The 20373-nt window shown below is 71.7% G+C and carries 18 protein-coding genes and 1 pseudogene; 7 read left to right on the top strand and 12 right to left on the bottom strand.

Going from position 1 to position 20373, the window contains the following annotated elements; all coding sequences use genetic code 11:
* The first annotated feature begins 31 nt into the window (after positions 1 to 31).
* Entirely contained in the window at positions 32 to 1615 is a 1584-nt protein-coding gene (locus tag BXA11_RS41845) for a serine/threonine-protein kinase (protein ID WP_076432190.1), read from the top strand.
* 92 nt (positions 1616 to 1707) lie between these two features.
* Here the strand turns inward: BXA11_RS41845 and BXA11_RS01930 are convergent, their stop codons facing one another.
* The 3 genes from BXA11_RS01930 to BXA11_RS01920 are packed head-to-tail and all read right to left on the bottom strand — an operon-like array spanning position 1708 to position 3627.
* Positions 1708 to 2637, bottom strand: a complete 930-nt coding sequence (locus tag BXA11_RS01930) for an RluA family pseudouridine synthase (RefSeq protein ID WP_030509066.1) — start codon at positions 2635 to 2637, stop codon at positions 1708 to 1710.
* On the bottom strand, positions 2630 to 3181 hold the full coding sequence (lspA, locus tag BXA11_RS01925; RefSeq protein WP_239104824.1) for a signal peptidase II: 552 nt from the start codon (positions 3179 to 3181) through the stop codon (positions 2630 to 2632). Before lspA ends, BXA11_RS01930 begins: the two co-directional genes overlap by 8 nt.
* Before the next feature lie 53 nt (positions 3182 to 3234).
* Positions 3235 to 3627, bottom strand: coding sequence for a TraR/DksA family transcriptional regulator (locus tag BXA11_RS01920; RefSeq protein ID WP_076432189.1), 393 nt, complete (start codon positions 3625 to 3627; stop codon positions 3235 to 3237).
* Between the two features lie 699 nt (positions 3628 to 4326).
* Between BXA11_RS01920 and ileS the strand changes: the two genes are divergently transcribed.
* The 6 genes and pseudogenes from ileS (at position 4327) to BXA11_RS01890 (ending at position 10748) form a co-directional block, all read left to right on the top strand.
* Positions 4327 to 7485 carry an isoleucine--tRNA ligase gene (gene ileS / locus BXA11_RS01915; RefSeq protein WP_076432188.1) on the top strand — a complete coding sequence of 1053 codons (3159 nt, stop codon included), beginning with the start codon at positions 4327 to 4329 and terminating at the stop codon, positions 7483 to 7485.
* A gap of 324 nt (positions 7486 to 7809) precedes the next feature.
* Positions 7810 to 8871, top strand: a pseudogene (locus tag BXA11_RS44280) (HoxN/HupN/NixA family nickel/cobalt transporter).
* Positions 8872 to 8957: 86 nt separating this feature from the next.
* Positions 8958 to 9398 carry an SH3-like domain-containing protein gene (locus BXA11_RS45230; protein WP_076432187.1) on the top strand — a complete coding sequence of 147 codons (441 nt, stop codon included), beginning with the start codon at positions 8958 to 8960 and terminating at the stop codon, positions 9396 to 9398.
* The gene (locus BXA11_RS45225; protein WP_076432186.1) at positions 9395 to 9700 is read left to right on the top strand and encodes an SH3-like domain-containing protein; all 306 of its coding nucleotides are present in this window, start codon (positions 9395 to 9397) and stop codon (positions 9698 to 9700) included. Before BXA11_RS45230 ends, BXA11_RS45225 begins: the two co-directional genes overlap by 4 nt.
* Positions 9697 to 10416 carry a thiocyanate hydrolase subunit gamma gene (scnC, locus tag BXA11_RS01895; RefSeq protein ID WP_076432185.1) on the top strand — a complete coding sequence of 240 codons (720 nt, stop codon included), beginning with the start codon at positions 9697 to 9699 and terminating at the stop codon, positions 10414 to 10416. The genes BXA11_RS45225 and scnC overlap by 4 nt, the downstream gene beginning before the upstream one ends.
* The gene (locus BXA11_RS01890) at positions 10413 to 10748 is read left to right on the top strand and encodes an SH3-like domain-containing protein (protein ID WP_076432182.1); all 336 of its coding nucleotides are present in this window, start codon (positions 10413 to 10415) and stop codon (positions 10746 to 10748) included. The genes scnC and BXA11_RS01890 overlap by 4 nt, the downstream gene beginning before the upstream one ends.
* A 34-nt stretch (positions 10749 to 10782) precedes the next feature.
* On the opposite strand, the gene BXA11_RS01885 is transcribed toward BXA11_RS01890, so the two are convergent.
* The 9 genes from BXA11_RS01885 to murG all read right to left on the bottom strand — a co-directional run bounded on the left by BXA11_RS01885 (position 10783) and on the right by murG (position 20373).
* Positions 10783 to 12696, bottom strand: coding sequence for a hypothetical protein (locus BXA11_RS01885; RefSeq protein WP_076432180.1), 1914 nt, complete (start codon positions 12694 to 12696; stop codon positions 10783 to 10785).
* Positions 12697 to 12741: 45 nt separating this feature from the next.
* Positions 12742 to 13605, bottom strand: coding sequence for a DivIVA domain-containing protein (locus BXA11_RS01880; RefSeq protein ID WP_076432178.1), 864 nt, complete (start codon positions 13603 to 13605; stop codon positions 12742 to 12744).
* A gap of 49 nt (positions 13606 to 13654) precedes the next feature.
* Entirely contained in the window at positions 13655 to 13942 is a 288-nt protein-coding gene (locus BXA11_RS01875; RefSeq protein ID WP_030509057.1) for a YggT family protein, read from the bottom strand.
* An 83-nt stretch (positions 13943 to 14025) separates the two neighbouring features.
* Complete coding sequence (locus BXA11_RS01870; protein ID WP_030509056.1) at positions 14026 to 14553, bottom strand: cell division protein SepF; 528 nt, start codon at positions 14551 to 14553, stop codon at positions 14026 to 14028.
* 134 nt (positions 14554 to 14687) lie between these two features.
* On the bottom strand, positions 14688 to 15401 hold the full coding sequence (locus tag BXA11_RS01865) for a YggS family pyridoxal phosphate-dependent enzyme (protein WP_076432175.1): 714 nt from the start codon (positions 15399 to 15401) through the stop codon (positions 14688 to 14690).
* A 33-nt stretch (positions 15402 to 15434) separates the two neighbouring features.
* A complete protein-coding gene (gene ftsZ / locus BXA11_RS01860; RefSeq protein WP_076432172.1) occupies positions 15435 to 16898 on the bottom strand; it encodes a cell division protein FtsZ in 1464 nt (487 codons plus the stop codon).
* 247 nt (positions 16899 to 17145) lie between these two features.
* On the bottom strand, positions 17146 to 17817 hold the full coding sequence (locus BXA11_RS01855; protein ID WP_076432170.1) for a cell division protein FtsQ/DivIB: 672 nt from the start codon (positions 17815 to 17817) through the stop codon (positions 17146 to 17148).
* Between the two features lie 55 nt (positions 17818 to 17872).
* Entirely contained in the window at positions 17873 to 19297 is a 1425-nt protein-coding gene (gene murC / locus BXA11_RS01850; protein WP_076432167.1) for a UDP-N-acetylmuramate--L-alanine ligase, read from the bottom strand.
* A complete protein-coding gene (gene murG, locus BXA11_RS01845; protein ID WP_030509051.1) occupies positions 19294 to 20373 on the bottom strand; it encodes an undecaprenyldiphospho-muramoylpentapeptide beta-N-acetylglucosaminyltransferase in 1080 nt (359 codons plus the stop codon). Before murG ends, murC begins: the two co-directional genes overlap by 4 nt.

The following is a 20373-nucleotide window of genomic DNA, read 5'->3' as shown; positions in this document are numbered from 1 at the left end:
GCGTTCGCCCAAGACGGGTAGCGCGACAACCATGGCTGAAGCGCAGACCTCCGAACGTGTCGTGGCAGGACGCTATCGCCTGATCGAGCCGCTGGGGCGGGGCGGCATGGGCACCGTGTGGCGAGCCGTCGACCAGGTGCTCGAACGGGAGGTCGCCGTCAAGGAGCTGCTCGCGTCGTCCGAGCTCACCGGGCCGGAGCGGGAGGTCTTCACCATCAGGACCTTCCGCGAGGCCCGGGCGGCCGGGCGGCTGAGCCATCCGAGCGTGGCGGCAGTGTACGACGCCTTCGAGGAGAACGGCTACCCCTGGATCGTCCTCGAACTGATCCCGTCCCGGACGCTGGGATCGGTCATCCGAGAGGAGGGCCCGCTGCCTCCGCGGCGGGTGGCGGAGATCGGGTCCCGGGTGCTGGCCGCGCTGCGCGTCGCCCACGCGAACGGGGTGCTGCACCGGGACGTCAAACCCGACAACGTGCTGCTCGCCGGCGACGGCCGGGTCGTGCTGACGGACTTCGGCATCGCCGCGATGGAGGACGACTCGCCGGTCACCCGCACCGGGATGCTGATCGGCACCCCGGCGTTCATCGCACCGGAGCGGGCGGCGGGACGGCAGGCGCAGCGGGCGTCGGACCTGTGGTCGCTCGGGGTGACGCTGTTCATGGCCGTCGAAGGGCGCTCGCCGTTCCACCGGGGTCACGCGCTGGCGACGCTCGCCGCGGTCATGTACGAGGAGGCGGGCCCGCTGCGCAACGCCGGGCCGCTGGCACCGGTGATCGAGGGCCTGCTGATCAAGGACCCGGCCCGCAGGATGACCGCGGACTACGCCGCGCAGCACCTGCACGCCGTGGCGACCGGCCAGGTGACCGACCCGGTCGTGCCGCGTCCGCGGCAGCCGCCCCGGCTCGCCCGGCTGATGCCCGTCTTCGACACCTCGCCCGCGGCTCCCGTCTCCACGCCCGCGCACGTGCCCCTCGGCGAGGACACCCCGACGCCGGTCCCGGCCCCCGTGCCGCTGAGCGGACGCCGCAGGCCCTGGGCGCTGGCGGCGGGCTCCGGAGCGCTCGTCGCGCTCGTCGGGCTGGCGGCCGGCGCCATCGCGTTCGCCACCGCCAGGTTTCCGGCCGACCCGAGGGGGACCGCCGTGGTGAGCACGCCCACGGTGACGGTCTTCGCGACCAGGACCGCCGAGCCCAAGACCGCCGAGGCCGCCAAGACCGGCAAGCGGACCGAGAGCCGCGAGGCGGAGAAGACGACCACCCAGCCGGTGGCGAACCCAGCGGGCGGCGCCGACGGCGGGCACCGTGCGGAGGATCGCGGCGGGCCCGCCGGGAGGCCACCTGAGCAGCCCGGAAGGGGAAAGCCCAAGGACAAGCCCGCCGGCGCCGCGTCCAAGGGCGCGGGCAAGCCCAAGGGGTCTCCCCCGGCGAAGCAGAACGGCAAGGGGAAGCCCTCCGCGGCCAAGCCCGGGAACGGCGGCGGAAGCGCCAAGCCGTCCCAGGGCACGGGTGGGGGCCAGGGAAAAGGCGAGGGCCAGGAGGCCACCACGGACGACCTCGGTGACGTCGGTGACATCCCCGACGGCTACACCCAGCCGGAGACCGACTGGGATGCCTGACCTCCGCCCGGCCGGGCCTTGGCGCACAGGCGCCTCCCCCGGAGCCGGGGCGAGACGCGCCGCTCAGGGACCGGGGACCTGGAGCGCCCGGCTCAGCCCTCGTCCGCGAGGATCTCCAGCGCGTGGGCCAGGTCCGCGGGGTAGTCGCTGGTGAAGGTCATCCACTCCCCCGTCGCCGGGTGCTCGAACGACAGCGAGACCGCGTGCAGCCACTGCCGGCCCACCCCGAGGCGGGCGGCGAGAGTGGGGTCGGCGCCGTACAGCAGGTCGCCCACGCACGGGTGCCTGAGCGCGGCCATGTGGACCCGGATCTGGTGGGTCCTGCCGGTCTCCAGCTTGATGTCGAGCAGCGACGCCGCCCGGAACGCCTCGATCGTGTCGTAGTGCGTGACCGAGTCCTTGCCCCCCGCCACCACCGCGAAGCGCCCGTCTCCCGACGGGTGGCGGTCGATCGGGGCGTCCACGGTGCCCCGCAGCGGGTCCATGTGCCCCTGGACGAGCGCGTGGTAGCGCTTGTCGACCGTGCGTTCCTTGAACGCCCGCTTGAGGTGGGAGTAGGCCCGCTCGCTCTTGGCGACGACCATGACGCCGGTGGTGTTGGCGTCGAGCCGGTGCACGATGCCCTGCCTCTCCGCCGCGCCGCTCGTGGAGACCCGGTGGCCGCCGCCGAGCAGGCCGCCGATCACGGTGGGGCCGGTCCAGCCGACGGTCGGGTGCGCCGCCACGCCGATCGGCTTGCTCACCACGACCACGTCGTCGTCCTCGTACAGGATCGTCATGCCCGGCACCGGCTCGGCCACGGGCATCGGCGCGGCGGGCGGCGGCGGGATCGTCACGTCCAGCCAGGCCCCGGCGTGGACGCGGTCGGACTTGGCCGGGACGGCGCCGTCGACCAGCACGTCCCCGGAGGCGATCAGTTCGGCCGCGCGGGTGCGGGAGAAGCCGAAGAGGCGGGCCAGCGCGGCGTCGAGGCGCTCGCCTTCCAGGCCGTCCGGCACGGGCAGGCTGCGCTGGTCACCCATCGGCCCGCTCCCCCGCCGGCTCGCCGGCCTGCGTGTCCGTCTCGCCCTCCGCGTGGGTGTGTTCGCGGCCCTCGACCGGCTCGTCCGTCTGGCGGGTTCCGTCGATCTGGTGGCCGCGCCAGGCGAGGAACACGGCGAGCACGCCGCCGCACACGATGCCCGAGTCGGCGAGGTTGAACACCGGGAACCGGGTGACCGGGAACACCTGGATGAAGTCGACCACATGCCCCTGGAACGGGGCCGGCGAGCGGAAGATGCGGTCGGTCAGGTTGCCGAGCGCGCCACCCAGCAGCAGGCCGAGCGTGATCGCCCACGGCAGGCTGTGCAGCTTCCGCGCCGTACGCACGATCGCGACGACGACGGCCAGGGCGATCACCGTGAACACGATCGTCATGCCGGTGCCGATGCTGAAGGCGGCGCCGGCGTTGCGGATCACGGTCAGCACCAGCGCGCCGGGCACGACGGTGAGGGGCTCCTCGTGCTCCAGGAACTCCACGACGAGGAACTTGCTCACCTGGTCGAGGGCGTACACGACCGCGGCCACGACAACGAGGAGAGCGATCTTCCGCGCGCGGTCGGGCCGCGCCGGCGCACCGCTCAGCGGCGCTCCTCCCGCTGCTTGCACGCTACGCACAGCGTCGCCCTCGGGAATGCCCGAAGACGCTCCTTGCCGATCGGCTTGTGGCACGATTCGCACTCTCCGTAAGTCCCTGCCTCGACGCGGGCGATCGCCCGCTCGTTCTGCGCGAGCAGGTCGCGCGCATTCAGGGTAAGGGCGATCTCACGCTCGCGCTCATACGTCTTGGCCCCGGCGTCCGCCGGATCGTCCCCCGCGCCCTGGCTCACGTCCCCGGACGCGAGTTGCTCCTCCGCCCGGGAGATGTCGGAGCGCAGCTCCTCGATCTCGTGCCGCAGCCGCTCGCGGACCTCGGCGAGCTCCTCGTCGGACCAGACGTCGTCACTGGTGGCGGTTCTCGCCGTGCGCGTCATTGCGGGCCTCCCCCTTCGCCCAGAACCCTTCGGGCCCGGGGCACCCTTCCGGCGGGTGCGATTCGAGCCGGTCCGGGCAGAATAAGTCGCCGATAACAGGTCGGCAACGGAATCGCCGAGGCTTTTACCCCATCCGTAACCGGGTGGCGTATTTGGCCAGCTCCTCCTCGTCGCACTCTATTTCGATCTTTTTGTTGCGGACGGTGCCACCGGGACCCATGCCCCGAATCCCGAGGCGGCGTCCCACGGGACCGCCTCCGATCGTCCTGGACGGCCACCGGGCCCCACCCGCACACCCCCACAACAATCGCGGGGCCCGCCTGTGTTCCTCCCACGTATTCCCGGGACGAGCCGGGTCTCACCCGGAACGTCGGCCGTATATCGGGAAGCCCTTCCGCCCGCGTTGCGTTATCGTCGTAGTCTGCAAGGCGTTGATGGGGACGAGTACCTCCGCATCCGCCCGCTCAGCGACCCGGGGACGGTGTGAGCCCGGGGCGGGCCGCGCAGGGAAGATCACCCCGGAGCCGCCGGAGGAAAGGCCGTCCCGGCCGAGTAGAACCGGCAGCGGAGAGAAACGAGAGGGCGCCCGGCCACGCCGGGCGTCAAGAAGGGTGGTACCGCGGAGCCGTCCCCGGCTTCGTCCCTTCACGCCATGTCAGCAGCGCTGTCACAGCCACCGCGTGGAGGTCCCGCCCGACGATGTCTTCCCACTATTTCCGCTCACTTCCCGCGCAGGTCGACCTGCCGGCCCTCGAGCACGAGGTCCTCGAACGCTGGCGGGACGGGAAGGTTTTCGAGCGCTCGCTGGAGCAGAACGCCGACGGCCCGTCCTGGGTGTTCTACGAGGGCCCGCCGACCGCCAACGGCATGCCCGGCGTCCACCACGTCGAGGCCCGCGTCTTCAAGGACGTCTTCCCCCGCTACAAGTCGATGCGCGGCTACCACGTGCCCCGCAAGGCCGGCTGGGACTGCCACGGCCTGCCCGTCGAGGTCGCCGTCGAGAAGGAACTCGGCCTGTCCGGCAAGCCCGAGATCGAGTCGTACGGCATCGCCGAGTTCAACGCGCGCTGCCGCGAGTCGGTGCTGCGGCACGTGGACGCGTTCGAGGAGATGACCGAGCGGATGGGCTACTGGGTCGACATGTCCCAGGCCTACCGCACGATGGACCCCCAGTACGTCGAGGCCGTCTGGTGGTCGCTCAAGGTCGTCTGGGACAAGGACCTGCTGTTCCGCGACCACCGGATCACGCCGTACTGTCCCCGCTGCGGCACCGGCCTGTCCGACCACGAGCTCGGCCAGCCCGGCGGCTACGAGACCGTCTCCAGCCCGTCGGTGTACGTGCGGATGCCCGTCGTCTCCGGTCCCCTGGCCGAGATGGGCGCCTCGCTGCTGATCTGGACCACCACCCCCTGGACCCTGGTGTCCAACACCGCGGTCGCCGTGCACCCCGACGTGACGTACGTCGCGGCCCGGCGCGGCGACGAGGTGCTGGTGGTGGCCGAGCCGCTGCTGCGGCGGGTCCTCGGCGAGGACGCCGAGGTGCTGGCCACCTACCAGGGCTCCGAGCTGGAGCACACCGTCTACCGGCGCCCCTTCGACCTGGTGGACATCGAGGGTGCCCACTACGTCGTGCTCGGCACGTACGTCACGGTCGAGGACGGCACCGGCCTGGTCCACCAGGCCCCCGCCTTCGGCGCCGACGACATGACCGTCTGCAAGCGCTACGGCCTGCCGGTGGTGAACCCGATCGGCCCTGACGGGCGCTTCCTGCCGGACGTGCCGTTCGTGGGCGGCCTGTTCTTCAAGGACGCCGACGAGCCGCTGACCGGCAACCTCCGCGAGCGCGGCCTGCTGTTCCGCGGCGAGCACTTCGAGCACAGCTACCCGCACTGCTGGCGCTGCCACACCCCGCTGCTCTACTACGCGCTCCCGTCCTGGTACATCAGGACCACCGCGATCAAGGACCGGCTTCTCGCCGAGAACGAGCGCACCAACTGGTTCCCCGAGACGATCAAGCACGGCCGGTACGGCGAGTGGCTGCGCAACAACGTCGACTGGGCGCTGTCGCGGTCCCGCTACTGGGGCACGCCGCTGCCGCTGTGGGTCTGCTCGGAGAACGAGGACCACGTCACCTGCGTCGGCTCGCTGAAGGAGCTGGGCGAGCTGGCGGGCCGCGACCTGACCGGCCTCGACCCGCACCGTCCGTACGTCGACGACGTGACCTTCCCCTGCCCGACGTGTCAGGCGGAGGCCCGGCGCGTGCCCGACGTGATCGACGTCTGGTACGACTCGGGCGCCATGCCGTTCGCGCAGTGGGGTGCGCCGCTGGTCAACAAGGACGTCTTCGACAACTCCTTCCCCGGCCAGTTCATCTGCGAGGCGATCGACCAGACCCGCGGCTGGTTCTACTCGATGATGACCGTCGGCACGCTGGTGTTCGGCCGGTCGTCGTATGAGAACGTGCTCTGCCTCGGCCTGATCCTCGCCGAGGACGGCCGCAAGATGAGCAAGCACCTGGGCAACGTGCTCCAGCCGATGCCGCTCATGGACCAGCACGGCGCCGACCCCCTGCGCTGGTACATGGCCACCTCCGGGTCCCCCTGGGCTCCCCGCAGGATCGGCCACGCGGCGCTGGAGGAGATCGTCCGGAAGGTCCTGCTGACCTACTGGAACACCGCGTCGTTCTTCACGCTCTACGCCAACGCCGAGTCGTGGTCCCCCTCGCGGGTGGCCGAGGCCCCGGCGTACGCCGAGCGGCCGCTGATCGACCGGTGGGCGCTGGCGGAGCTGCACCGCACGGTGGCCGACGTCACCGCGTCGATGGAGGAGTTCGACACCGCCAAGGCCGGGCGACGGCTCACCGAGTTCCTGGACGACCTGTCCAACTGGTACGTCCGCCGCTCGCGCCGCCGCTTCTGGTCCGGCGAGGCGTCGGCGTTCGCGACGCTCTACGAGTGCCTGGAGACCGTCACCCGGCTCATGGCCCCGCTCGTGCCGTTCCTCACCGACTACCTGTGGGACGTGCTGCGCGACCAGGACGCCCCCGCCTCGGTGCACCTGGCCACCTGGCCGGAGGTGAACGCCGCGCTGCTCGACCCCGAGCTGTCGGAGCGGATGGCGCTGGTGCGCCGGCTCGTGGAGCTGGGCCGGTCGGCGCGCGCCTCGTCGTCGGTCAAGACCCGCCAGCCGCTCGGCCGGGCCCTGGTCGGCGCCCCCGGCTGGGCCGGTCTCCCCGGCGAGCTGCGCGACCTCATCGCCGACGAGCTCAACGTCCAGCGGCTGGAGGACCTGTCCGGGTTCTCCGCCGACCTGGTGACCTTCACGGTCAAGCCCAACTTCCGCAGCCTCGGCAAGCGGTTCGGCTCGCAGACCAAGCTCGTCGCCGCGGCCGTGGCGGGCGCCGACCCGGCGGAGCTGGCCCGCGCCCTGCGCTCGGGCGGGTCCGCGACGGTCGAGGCCGGGGAGCTGGGCACGGTGAAGCTGGGCGCGGACGACGTGATCGTGACCGAGCAGCCGAAGTCGGGCTGGGCCGTGGAGACCGGCGCGGTGGACACCGGCACCGGCGAGACCGTGGCGCTGGACCTGGCGATCACCGACGAACTGCGCCGGGCCGGCCTGGTCCGCGACGTGATCCGGCTCGTCCAGGAGGCCCGCAAGTCCACCGGCCTGTCCATCACCGACCGCATCGATCTGTGGTGGTCGGCCGAGGGTGAGCTTGCCGAGGCGCTGCGCGAGGGCGGCGACGCCGTCGCCGACGAGGTGCTGGCGGCGAGCCTCACCGAAGGCGCCCCGGACGAGGACCTGCCGGTGCACGAGGACGCCGACCTCGGCCTGTCCTTCCGCCTCCGTAAGGCCTGACCGGGCTGGACAGTGCCCGGGCGCCGGTCATCCGACCGGTGCCCGGGCAATTCTTTTTGCGGGAGTTTTCCCCGCCGCTTCTGTCCACCCGCCGAATGCCGGAAATCACCACTCGTTGACAGCGCCCTCGCGAGGGACTGACTGTCGAGGAAATAGGCGTTATTTCCCCAGGAAAGCGGGAGGCGACGTGCATCACGTGCTTACTCCGGTCAAGACGCACCCACCCCACCGGTGGGGCGGGGTTGCGCGGGGCGCGATGCGGGAAAAGGGCCGGGGCGTCCGCGACCCACGTCCTCGCGGCCGCCTCGCTCCCGGAGTCACGACATGAGCCTGCCCGTATACGTCCCCGTACGCTGGACGGCGAGGGAGCGCGCGCGGGTCGGCGGGATCGTCACCTTCGTCGCTCTGCTCCATGTCGCCGGCTGGTCCCTGTACCTGTACTACGTCGACGGCCCGGCAGGCGCCGGGGGGTTCGCGGGTGCCGGGACACTGGCCTACAGCCTGGGCGTCCGGCACGCCTTCGACGCCGACCACATCGCGGCGATCGACGACACGACGCGGCTGATGACGCAGCGTGGTCGCCGCCCGGTCGGGGTGGGCTTCTTCTTCGCCCTCGGCCACTCCACCGTCGTGCTGGTCCTGGCCCTGATCGTGGCCCTCGCCGCCGGCGCCGCCGGGCACGGCGTCGAGAGCTTCCGGCATGTGGGAGGGCTCGTCTCCCAGCTCGTCGCCATGTCGTTCCTGCTGCTCGTCGCCGTGCTCAACGGCCTCGTCCTGGCCGGCCTGATCGGACTGTGGCGGCGGATGGCCCACGGCCGGATCGACCGGAGGGAACTGGAGCTGCAGCTTCTGAACCGCGGCCTGATGAACCGCCTTCTGGGCGACCGCGTTCGAGGGCTGATCCGCTCGTCGTGGCACATGTAGCCGATCGGCCTGCTGTTCGGGCTCGGGCTGGAGACGGCCAGCGAGGTGACGCTGCTGGCGCTGTCGGCGGGCACGGCGTCGCAGGGCCGGCTGCCGATGACGGCCGTCCTCACGTTGCCGCTGCTGTTCGCCGCCGGGATGACGGCCTGTGACACGGCCGACAGCCTGATCATGTCGCGCGCCTACTCGTGGGCCTATCGCGACCCGGCGCGACGGCTCCACTACAACGCCGCGACGACCGGCATGACCGTGGTGGTGGCGGCGTTCGTCGCGACGGTGTACCTGGCCAAGCTGACCGTGGACGCGACCGGCGCGGGCGGGCCAATCGCGGCGTACGCGTCGCTCGCGGGCCATTTCGAGATCCTCGGATACGTCATCGTCGCATTGTTCGTCGCGGCATGGAGCATCGCCGCACTCGTGTGGCGCGTGTTCAAATTGGGCGAGCGTTTCACCGTCAACTGATTCCCTATCTCCCGTTACGGCAAAATCCCCAAATGCTTGAGTTGCGATCAGACCCGAGGGTATAGGGCAGCGCGGGGTGAATTAAGATGACAGAGGACAGAACGGGGTCGTACGACAGTTTTCTCCGTGACACGAACAGGCTGCGGCCCGATTTCCGCCGGCCGTTGGACTCTCCTTACCACATCAGCACCGAGCTATATGACGCCCTGCGCCATGTGCTGCACGACGTCGGCGGTCAGCCCGACGTCCAGGTGGCGTACGAGTCGCGGCACGAGGCCGAACGACAGTGGGAGATGGACACCTACGTCACGTGCGAGTGCCTCGCCTGGCGTGGGGTGTGGAACGCCGAGATACGCCGGCGCATGGAGAACGATCTCGGAGCCACCCAGTACTACGGGCTGCCCTACTACGCCCGGTGGATCACCACCGCCGCCCGGGTGCTCGTCGAGAAGGGGATCGTCACGACCGACGAGCTCGGAAGGAAGATCGACGAAATCCGGGCCCGGCGTGGGGATGTGCTCTCATGAGACGGTTCAAGGTCGGAGATCGCGTCGTCGTCCGCGACGAGACGACGCTGTTCCACACGCGCTGCCAGGGTTACATGCGCGGGCGGATCGGCACCGTGGTCGAGGACCGGCCCGCGTGGGTCATCCCCGAGGACGAGGCGTGGGGCCGCGACGAGGATGGGCGGCACGAGCCGTTCTACGTCGTGCGCTTCAAGCAGACAGAGCTCTGGGCGGACTACGCCGGCCCGGACCTCGACACCCTGGAATCGGAATTCTCGGAGCGCTGGCTGGAACCGGCCGGCGAGGGAGAGCACAGCGTATGAGCACCCACAGTCATGATCCGCACGCCCCGGTCCAGGAGCCGGACGGGACCGACGAGTTCGAGATCCTCGAGCTCGCCGTACGGGAACTGGCGATCGAGAAGGGCGTCTTCTCCGCGGAGGACCACCGCCGCTTCTCCGAATGGGCCGAAAGCCGCACCCCCATGTACGGGTCGAAGCTGGTGGCCAAGGCCTGGCTCGATCCGGCATTCAAGGAACGCCTGCTCGCCGACGGGACAGAGGCTTCCAAGGAGGTGGGGGTGAACTGGCTCGATCCGACCGGGACGGGCACGCCGAGCGACTACACCTACTTCTACGTCCTGGAGAACACCCCGCAGGTGCACAACGTGATCGTGTGCACCCTGTGCTCCTGCTACCCGAGGCCGGTGCTCGGCATGTCACCCGACTGGTATCGGACCCCGAACTACCGCCGGCGCATGGTGCGCCAGCCGCGCCAGGTGCTCGCGGAGTTCGGACTGTTCCTCCCCGCCGACGTCGAGATACGCGTCCACGACTCCAACCAGAAGTCACGGTTCATGGTGATGCCGATGCGCCCGGCAGGCACCGAGGGCTGGACCGAGGAGCAGCTCGCGGCCATCGTCACCCGTGACACGATGATCGGTGTGGCTCTTCCACAGCCGGGCTGGACCGCCGCCGAGGCACCCCCGCGTTCCGGAGTCGCCCATCAGTCGGCGGAGATCACCGGAGGTGGCAAGTGAGCAGTGAGACACCCTACACGGTGCTCATGGACACGCTTGAGGCCATCGGAGAGCGCGACGACACCGACCTGCCGTCGTTGGAGCGCGTCCGTACTCCGTGGGAGTCCCGGATGCAGGCGACCTGCGAGTGCCTGTCCTGGCGAGGCGCACTGGACACCCTGGAACGCCGTCAGGCCGAGGACCTGCTCGGAGAGACCGTCTATCGCCGCTTCCCGGTCCACACGCGTTCCGCGTTGGCCGTCGCGCACGCGCTGATGAACAAGGGCGTGTTCACCGAAAGCGAGCTTCGGTCCAAGATGGCGGAACTGCGTATCCGGTTCGGAGAGGACTGACCACCACCGGCGGGAGCCCGGAGGTGCTCCGCGGTCAGTCGTTCTGGCAGACCGAGCAGGGGGTGAGGCCGGCCTCGTCGGCCTCGGCCCGTGTCATGGTCTCGATGCCCGACTCGCCCATCCCACTGATCAGGGGGCACCCGGCCTCGTGGTAGCGCCGTGTGCCGACCATGACCCGCACCCGCGCGTCCCCGTCGGCGGACGGCTCCGCCGCGTCGGCGCCGTCGTCCTCGCCCTCGCCGTCCTGCGCACCGGCGGCGCCGGCCGTGCCGGTCTTCCCGGTGCTCTTCGCAGTGCCCTTTCCGGCGCTCTCGTCGGCGGTGCTCCCGGCGGCGGGCGCCGGGCCGGTGGTGGAGCCGGCCGAGGCCGCGGATCCGGCGCGCCCGGATCCGGGGGTCTCTGCCGGCTCCACCGGCTTTCGGGCCCCCGTGGGCGGGGGCGTGGGGGCGTCCTCAGGGCGGGACGCCGTGTGCGCGTCCCCGGCCCCGGATCCGCTCTGGTCGTCACGGTCCCGCTCGTCGTCCGAGCGGGAGGAGGCGGCCCGCTGCGGCGCGGCCGCGGCCCGGGCCTTGCCCCCAGCAGCGGGTCCATCGGACTCGCCGTCCTCCGACGACGGGGTTCCCTTCGCCGCCTCGCCGGCAGCGGCCTTCGACAGTGCGGGGTCCCACGGCAGGGGCGCCCCGGGCCTGAACCAGTCGTGCTCCGCGGTGTCGGTCAGCGAGTCGTCCGTCTCGTCGTCCGCCGGACCCGACGCCGATCCCGCAGCCGGCGGAGACCAGGCCGGTGCGGACCATGACGTGGCAGAAGGCCGGGACGGCGCGGAGGAATCGGACGACGATCCCGAAGATGCCGCGGAGGACGAGGCGGAAGGCGAGGACGGCGGAGTGGAGCCCGCGGGCGGGGACGGCGGGGTGGAAGCGGCAGACCGCGGGGTCGTCGTCTCCGCGCCGGACTCCGCCGGCGCGCCCCGGCCGAACCAGTCCACCGGAGCGTGCCCCTCGCCCTCGGTCCCGCCATCGGCCTGCGAGGCCGTGTCGCGCGCCGGACCGTCGTGCTCATCGGCCTCGCCGTCGCCGGCTGTCTTCCCGGACGCCTCTTCCGCCGTCTCGCGGGGCTCTTCACGCGCTTCGTCGTCGGACGGCTCGGGCAGGCGCGGCCCCGGGACGCCGGGCTGAGGGAACCGCGCGACAGGCGGCTCACGATCAGCGGGCGTGGAACGGGACGGTTCCCTGCCGGTCGTGCCGGAGGTCCCGGCCGAAGGCGTGGTGGTCGTGGGGGCGGCTTCCGCGCGGAGGCCCTCGTCGGGGGCCGCGTCGTCGCGGGCGGTGTCGCCACGGGATGGGGCCTCCTCCGGCTCCGCCGTGCGGCTGGAGATCTCGGGGAGACAGGTGGTGCAGGGGGTGAAGCCTTCCTCGCGGGCCTCCTCGTGCGTCAGCTCCTCGGTCTCACGCCCGGCGAGCTGGCGGCAGGTGGCCAGATGGAAGCGCTTGCGCCCGGGGATCACGAGGACGATCGCGTCGGGGGCGAGGCCGCGGCCGGAACCGGCCGGCGGCCGCGTGATCGGTCCCGTCCGCTGGGGCGGCGGGGACGGGAAGGTCTGCGGGGGCAATGCCCCGTGATGTGTGACCGGTGGGGCCGCCAGCATGGGCGTGGCCACCGGATGCGCCGGTGCCCCGGCGAGGGCTCCGCCGTACGCCCCGCTCACGGCACCGACGTGCGCGAGCTGGGGCACGGACGAACCCTGGGGGGTGGGAGCGGTTCCCTCGGCGGCACGCCCACCGGCAGGGAACAGCTCGTGGCGTCTCAGCAGTGCCCCGATCAGCAGACAGACCGCCGACAGCACGCTGACGACGATCGACCACATCACGAGAGGAGGCGTCCCCAGCACGACGCCCGCGATGAGCAGGACGATTGCGGCGAGGACCAGTGCGGCACTGATGAGGATCACGGGGGGTTCTCCGAGCTACCGGGTCCTGTGGGGACCCGCCACTATCTACCGGCGGTCGTTGTGGGGGCCGTCGGGTCCGGGGAAGGCGCCGGAGTGCTGCGAGGGCTCCTGGCCGAACGGGTTGGGGGCGGCGCCCATCTGCGGGGGCGCGGGGGCGACGGCGTGGGCCATGGCCGGGGCGCCGCCCACGATCGGGAAGCCTCCGCTGCCCTCACCGGCGACGTTGAGCTCCGCGAGCTGGTTCTCCAGGTACAGCTTGAGGCGGCTGCGGTACTCGCGCTCGAAGCTGCGCAGCTCCTCGACCTTGCGCTCCAGCTCGTCGCGGGTCTGCACGAGGGTGCCCATGGCCTGGCGGTGCCGCTCCTGGGCGTCGCGCTCCAGCGTCTCGGCACGGGCGCGGGCGTCGCCGATGATCTGCTCGGCCTGGCGGCGGGCCTTGCCGAGGATGTCGTCGGCCTCGCGACGGGCGCGGGTCACGGTCTCGTCCGCCTCGCGACGGGCGTCGGCGATCGCCTGGTCGGCCGTCTGCTGGGCGAGGGCGAGCACGCGGGCCGCGGTGTCCATGTTGTCCTCGGCGGGCGGCAGACCCATGCCGACGGGAACCGGTTCGGGACGGGCCGGCTCCGGAGGCTTGATCGGCTCCGGCTGGGGAGCCATCATCTCGGGCTTCGGCTCGGCCACGGGAGCGGGCGCCATCTGCATGGAGCCGGGCATGCCCATGCCCCCGGGCACCTTGCCTCTGAGGCACTCGGCCAGCTTCGCGCGGAGTTCCTCGTTCTCCTGGATGAGGCGGTCCAGCTCGGCCTCGACCTCGTCGAGGAACGCGTCGACCTCCTCCTCGTCGTACCCCGGCCTCAGCCGGGTGGTACTGAACTGCTTGTTCCGCACATCAGCGGGCGTCAACGGCATTTGGGTCTCCTTGGCGCGCTTGGAGTCTGTCCGGTCGGACGGTACCCGATCAACGAAGCGCGTTCACGACTTGGATCAAGACCAAAACCACAATGAACAGCACTGTGAAGCTCAGGTCAAAGGCCACCGTACCCAACCTGAGGGGCGGAATGAAACGGCGGAGGAACTTGAGAGGCGGGTCGGTCACTGTGTAAACGACCTCCGCCAGCACCAGGACGACCCCGGTGGGCCGCCAGGCGCGGGCGAACGCCTGCACCGTATCTATGATCATTCTGCCGATCAGCAGAACCAGGAAGAGGGTCAGGGCGATGACCAAGATCTCGCTAATGATCCCCACGGTCGAGCCCCGCCTCCCCTCGGTCCAGCCGTCCCCGGGCCACACGGGCACCGCTAAGCCGGTCACTGTTCATGTATGGAACTCTAGCTCTGGTTGAAGAAGCCGCGTTCCGCGATTCTGGCCTTGTCCTCGGCGGTCACCTCAACGTTGGCGGGGGACAACAGGAACACCTTGTTGGTAACACGTTCGATGCTGCCGTGTAGGCCAAAGACGAGACCTGCCGCGAAATCGACAAGGCGTTTGGCGTCGCTGTCGACCATCTCTGTCAGATTCATGATGACCGGCGTGCCCTCGCGGAAGTGCTCGCCGATCGTCCGCGCCTCGTTGTACGTGCGGGGATGCAGGGTGGTGATGCGCGCCAGATCGGTCGTACGGCGCTCGAGCACGGTTGTGGGAGGACGCGGGGCGGGGACGGCCGTCTCGGTGTCGTCCTCGCGCTCCAAGGGCCCCGAGTGCGCGCCCGAGGGAGCGGCGAAGCCGCGCCGCGGCGACTCGTACTCCTCGTCGCCGTACTCCTCGTCGGTGCCGTACTCTGCCGCGTACCTGTCTTCGTAGCGGTCGTCCTCCACGAGACCGAGGTAGACCGCCATCTTGCGCATCGCGCCGGCCATCGCTCGTCGTCCTCCGCGTTACTGGTGCCTTCAAGGTCCCTTCGGAAGGCCAGGGCGGTAGCCGTACCCCCCTTGGAGCTCACCGCTGATCGACCTCTACCTGAGCGCGGACACCATGGTCCACTTGGGGGACATTACCTGACGAAGGGCTTTCTGCGGCCGAGCAACGCCGTACCGACACGCAGGTGTGTCGCGCCGTTCGCCACAGCCTGGGGGATGTCTCCACTCATTCCGGCCGATATGACATCGGCCGCGGGGTGTTCCTCGCGAACCCGTTCCGCGACGGCCCGCAGCCGGGCGAACGCGGCGGACGGGTCCTCCCCCAGCGGGGCGACCGCCATGACACCCCGCAGACGCAGCCCCTCCGTCTTCGCGACGAGTCCCGCGAGCGCCGGCACCTCCTGCGGCGCGGCGCCGCCCCGCCCGGCCCCGCCCTCGCCCGGTTCGGCGTCCAGGGCGACCTGGATGAGGCAGTCCACCTCGCGCCCCGCGCGTACGGCCTCGCGGCCGAGCGCGTCCACCAGACGGGGGCGGTCCACCGAGTGGACCATGTGGGCGTAGGAGGCGACCGAGCGGACCTTGTTCGTCTGTAACTGGCCGATGAAATGCCACGTGAGGCCGAGACCGGCGCACTCGGCCGCCTTGGCCGCCGCCTCCTGGTCGCGGTTCTCGCCGACGTGCGACACGCCCAGCTCCGCGAGCAGCCGCACGTCGGAGGCCGGGTACGTCTTCGTCACCGCGATCAGGGTGATCTCCGACCGCGACCGGCCCGCGGCCCGGCAGGCGTCGCCGATGCGCCGCTCCACCTCGGCCAGGGCCGCGGCCAGGTCCTCGCGCCGGTCACCCACGGACCGCGCCCCCGGCCGTACGGACGTGCAACGTCACTTGAGGAAGTCCGGCACGTCGAGCTCCTCCTCCTGCTCCTCGAACACCACCGGACGCCGGGGGCCCGGCTGAGTGGTCCTGGAGGTGATCGGGGTCGGCGGCTCGGGAGCCGGGCGCGGGATCGACAGCGGTCCGGTGGCGCCCTGGTCGCGCCCGCCGTCCGCCGCGGCGTCGCGCGGGAACGGCGTGACCGGCTCGGCCTGCTGAGCCTCCGGCGGGGACGCCGCCTGCGAGGTCGCCTGCTGGACCGGCTGGCTCACGGGCTGGGACGGCGGCGGCACCGGGTTCGCCGGAAGCGCGTTCACCGAGAACTGGGTCACCGGCGGATTCACGGGCTGCGCCTGCGCGGGCGCGGGCTGCGCCACGCCGCTCACCGGACGCACCGGCGGCTGCGCGGGCTCCGCGCGCTGCTCCGGCTTGGCCGGGGCGGGCGCGGGACGGGCCGCGGGTGCGGGCGTCGCAGGACGAGCCTGCTGGGGCCGCGACAGCGGCGCGGCCGCCGGCTTGGCCGGTTCCGGCTCGTCGAACCCGGCCGCGATGACCGTCACCCGCACCTCGTCGCCGAGCGCGTCGTCGATGACCGTGCCGAAGATGATGTTGGCGTCGGGCGCGGCGGCGTTGCTGACCAGCTGGGCCGCCTCATTGATCTCGAACAGGCCCAGGTCGGAGCCGCCCGCGATGGACAGCAGCACGCCGTGGGCGCCGTCGATGCTCGCCTCCAGCAGCGGGCTGGAGACCGCCATCTCCGCGGCGGCGACCGACCGGTCGTCGCCCCTGGCGTGGCCGATGCCCATGAGGGCCGAGCCCGCGCCGGACATGACCGACTTAACGTCGGCGAAGTCCAGGTTGATCAGACCGGGCGTGGTGATGAGGTCGGTGATGCCCTGCACACCGGACAGCAGCACCTGGTCGGCGGCCTTGAACGCGTCGAGCACGCTCACCTGGCGGTCGGAGATCGACAGCAGCCGGTCGTTCGGAATGACGATCAGCGTGTCGACCTCCTCGCGGAGGGTCTCGATGCCGGCCTCGGCCTGCATGGCCCGGCGCTTGCCCTCGAAGCTGAAGGGCCGGGTGACCACGCCGATCGTCAGCGCGCCGAGCGAGCGGGCGATGCTGGCCACGACCGGCGCGCCGCCGGTTCCGGTGCCGCCGCCCTCGCCCGCGGTCACGAAGACCATGTCGGCGCCCTTGATGACCTCTTCGATCTCCTCCCGGTGGTCCTCGGCGGCCTTGCGGCCCACCTCCGGGTTGGCGCCCGCGCCGAGACCCCGCGTGAGCTCGCGGCCCACGTCGAGCTTCACGTCGGCGTCACTCATCAGCAGCGCCTGGGCGTCAGTGTTTATGGCGATGAACTCGACGCCCTTGAGTCCCTCCTCGATCATCCGGTTGACGGCGTTCACTCCGCCGCCGCCGATGCCGACGACCTTGATGACCGCGAGGTAGTTCTGCGGTGCTGCCACGACGAGGGGCCTTTCCGCTCGTTTGCGTTTCATGCGGGCAGGGCCCGCCGTCTTCTGAACTCTCACCCTCAAGTTGAGATTTAGAGTTATGTCAACCTGAGGATTGATACGGACAGTAGGGTTGTGGATCCCCCAGGGTCAACTAACCGCGCCGCAAGGCCGTCCGGCGTGTCGCGCGCTGTCCTTTTCGCACGATGCCCCGCTGAAAGCCGGTCCCGGACCGTGGGTAAACGGCCCGTGAGATTTCTCACTTGACCGTCACCACCTGCGGCGAGCTGACATCGTAGCTGGTTCCCGGCTTGGCGAGGGCGGCGAGCAGGACACGTCCCTTCTGCGCCGAGCGTCCCGCGTCGCCCCACAGGACCGTGCGGCCGTCCGCGAGTTTGAGCGTGATCGACCGGGGCGTGGGGACGCGCAGCTCCCGCAGGCGCTGCAGGACGCTGTCCGGCAGTGCCCGGAGCACGGTGAGCCCGGCCCTGGTGGCGGGGTCGTCCACGGCGGCCCGCTGGACGCGCAGCACCGGCAGCCGGGGCGGGGCCACGGTCACCTGCTGCAGGACGACGCCGTACCGGTCGACGACAGCGGTCGTCACGCCCATGGGCACGGCGGCGGCGGGGACGCGCTCGACCACGCTGACCCGCAGCGTTCCCGGCCAGCCGCGGTCGACCGTGGCCGACTCGACCGCGCGCATCGCCCGCAACCGCTGTTCGACCCCGGCGAGGTCGACGGTGGCGAGCGGAGTGCCGGTGCGCACCGCGACGGCCTGCCGCAGCTGCTCGGCGGGGATCCGGTTGTTGCCGGTGATCTCGACGTCCCGCACGCCGAGGACGGGCGAGAAGAACACGACCCACGTGGCGACGCCCACCACCCCGCCGGTCAGCAGGGTGGCGAGCGCCGAACGCCGGACGGCCCGCCTCACCGGTCCCCCACGCTCCCGATCGGGGCGCGGGTCACGGCGCGCACCACGGCGCCCATCACCGGGCGGACAGCTCCGCGACGATCTTCGGGCCGAGCTCCGTCACGTCTCCCGCACCCATGGTCAGCACGATGTCCCCGGGGCGGGCCCGGCCGGCGACGAGCTCCGGCACCGCCCGTCGGTCGGGCGCGTAGACGACCTGCTCGGCGGAAAGCGGGATCTTCCCCGCGACCAGCGCGCCGGAGACCCCGGGCTCGGGATCCTCACGCGCGCCGTACACGTCCAGCACGATCACCTCGTCGGCGAGGCCGAGCGCCGCGCCGAACTCGTCGGCGAAGAACCGGGTGCGCGAGTACAGGTGCGGCTGGAAGACCGCGATGACCCGGCCGTCGCCGGTCACGACGTCGCGGGCGGCGCGCAGATCGGCGGTCAGCTCGGTCGGGTGGTGGGCGTAGCTGTCGAAGACCGTCACACCCGCGGCCTCGCCCTTGGACTCGAATCGCCGCTTGGCCCCGGTGAAGGCGGCCAGGCCCTCCTTGACGTCGTCGAAGCGCAGGCCGAGGTGGAGCGCCACGGCGATCACCGCGGTGGCGTTGACCGCGTTGTGCCGGCCCGGCACGGCGAGGCGCACCTCGCCGCGTCCCGGACCTCCGGGCACGTCGGGGCCGAGCTCCACGCCGAACTCCACGCCGAGGCCGCGCGGCACCACGTCGGTCGTGCGCAGGTCGGCGCCGGCGCTCTCGCCGTACGTGACGACGGTGAGGCCGCGCTCGCGGGCGAGGGGCACGAGGGCGGCGGCGCCCGGATCGTCGGCGCAGACCACGAGCAGCGACCCGATCCGCTCGACGAAGCGGGCGAAGCTGTCGTGGACGGCCTGGGGGTCGCCGTAGTTGTCGAGGTGGTCGGCCTCGACGTTGGTGACCACGGCGACGCGCGGCGCGAGCATGAGGAACGAGCCGTCGCTCTCGTCGGCCTCGGCGACGAACACCTCGCCCGCGCCGTCGTCGGCGCCGAGCCCGGTCGTCACGAGCTGCCCGCCGACGCAGTACGACGGATCCTCGCCGCACTTCTGCAAGGCCACGGTCAGCATCGAGGTGGTCGTGGTCTTGCCGTGCGTGCCGGCGACGGCGATGCCGGTGCGGCCGGTCATGACCGAGGCCAGGGCGGCGGCACGCGGGATCACCCGCAGGTTCTGCCGCAGCGCCTCCCCCAGCTCGGGGTTGGAGTCGCGGATGGCGGTGGACACCACGACCGTGTCCACGTCCTTGATGTGGGAGGCGGCGTGGCCGACGTGGATGACGGCGCCCAGCTCGCGCAGCTCGGCCAGCAGCTCGGAGGGCCGCGCGTCGCTGCCCGACACCGGCACGCCCCGCTTGAGCAGGATCCGGGCGATGCCGGACATGCCTGCGCCGCCGATGCCGATGAAGTGCACCCGCCCCAGGTCGGCCGCCGGGACGGGATCCACGAGCTTGACGAGACTCATCGGTGAGCGATCTCCAGCACCTTGCGGGCGAGCGCCATGTCGGCGTCCTTGCGGCCCATCCGGGATGCGGCCTCGGACATCGCGACCACGCGCTCGGGGTCGTTCAGGATCGGCAAAAGCGTCTGGACGATCCAGGCGGCCGACAGGTTCGCGTCGTCGACCATCAGCCCGCCCCCGGCCCGCACGATGGGCTCGGCGTTGAGGCGCTGCTCGCCGTTGCCGTGCGGCAGCGGCACGAACGCCGCGGGCAGCCCCACGGCGGTGAGTTCGGCGCAGGTCATGGCGCCCGCGCGGGACAGCACGAGGTCGGCGGCGGCGTAGGCGAGGTCCATCCGGTCGACGTACGGCAGGATGACGTACTGCGGGTCGCCCGGCGGAGGCTCCACCTCGACGGTGTTCTTGGGCCCGATCACGTGCAGCACCTGGACGCCCGCCGCCCGCAGGTAGGGCGCGGCCTCCAGCGCCGCCTGGTTGACCGAGCGGGCGCCCTGGGAGCCGCCGAACACGAGCAGCGTCACCCGGTCGGACTCCAGCCCGAAGTACGACCGCGCCTTGTCGCCCATCGACAGGCGGTCCATCATGCTGATCTCACGGCGCAGCGGGATGCCGATGTACTCGGCGTTCGGGAGCACGGCGTCCGGGTGGCCGGTGAAGACGTGCTCGGTGAGCCGGGCGCCGAGCCGGTTGGCGAGACCCGGCCGGGGGTTGGCCTCGTGGACCACGATCGGCACGCCGCGCCGCCGGGCGCCGAGGTAGCCGGGCGTGGCGACGTACCCGCCGAAGCCGACCAGGACGTCCGCGCCGACCTTGTCGAGGATGCCCGCGGCGCTGCCGATGGCCCCCGCGAGGCGGCCGGGCACGGTGAGGAGCTTGGGGCTGAGCGAGCGGGGCAACGGCACGGCGGGGACGAGTTCGAGCTCGTAGCCCCGGGCGGGCACCAGGCGGGTCTCCAGGCCGCGCTCGGTGCCGAGGCAGGTGATGCCGATCCTCGGGTCGAGCCGGCGAAGCGCGTCGGCCAGCGCGAGCGCCGGCTCGATATGGCCGGCCGTCCCGCCGCCGGCGAGGACCACCCTCAT

The sequence above is a fragment of the Microbispora rosea genome (assembly GCF_900156315.1).
In the GTDB taxonomy this organism is placed as follows: Bacteria; Actinomycetota; Actinomycetes; order Streptosporangiales; family Streptosporangiaceae; genus Microbispora; species Microbispora rosea.
This window is presented reverse-complemented; position numbering and strand designations above follow the sequence as displayed.

Bases quoted from the DNA above. Each gene is read 5' to 3' on its own strand.
- BXA11_RS41845 (WP_076432190.1), top strand. From the start codon at position 32: ATGGCTGAAGCGCAGACCTCCGAACGTGTCGTGGCAGGACGCTATCGC.
- BXA11_RS01930 (WP_030509066.1), bottom strand. From the start codon at position 2,637: ATGGGTGACCAGCGCAGCCTGCCCGTGCCGGACGGCCTGGAAGGCGAG.
- BXA11_RS01920 (WP_076432189.1), bottom strand. From the start codon at position 3,627: ATGACGCGCACGGCGAGAACCGCCACCAGTGACGACGTCTGGTCCGAC.
- ileS (WP_076432188.1), top strand. From the start codon at position 4,327: ATGTCTTCCCACTATTTCCGCTCACTTCCCGCGCAGGTCGACCTGCCG.
- BXA11_RS45230 (WP_076432187.1), top strand. From the start codon at position 8,958: ATGACAGAGGACAGAACGGGGTCGTACGACAGTTTTCTCCGTGACACG.
- BXA11_RS45225 (WP_076432186.1), top strand. From the start codon at position 9,395: ATGAGACGGTTCAAGGTCGGAGATCGCGTCGTCGTCCGCGACGAGACG.
- scnC (WP_076432185.1), top strand. From the start codon at position 9,697: ATGAGCACCCACAGTCATGATCCGCACGCCCCGGTCCAGGAGCCGGAC.
- BXA11_RS01880 (WP_076432178.1), bottom strand. From the start codon at position 13,605: ATGCCGTTGACGCCCGCTGATGTGCGGAACAAGCAGTTCAGTACCACC.
- BXA11_RS01870 (WP_030509056.1), bottom strand. From the start codon at position 14,553: ATGGCCGGCGCGATGCGCAAGATGGCGGTCTACCTCGGTCTCGTGGAG.
- murC (WP_076432167.1), bottom strand. From the start codon at position 19,297: ATGAGTCTCGTCAAGCTCGTGGATCCCGTCCCGGCGGCCGACCTGGGG.
- murG (WP_030509051.1), bottom strand. From the start codon at position 20,373: ATGAGGGTGGTCCTCGCCGGCGGCGGGACGGCCGGCCATATCGAGCCG.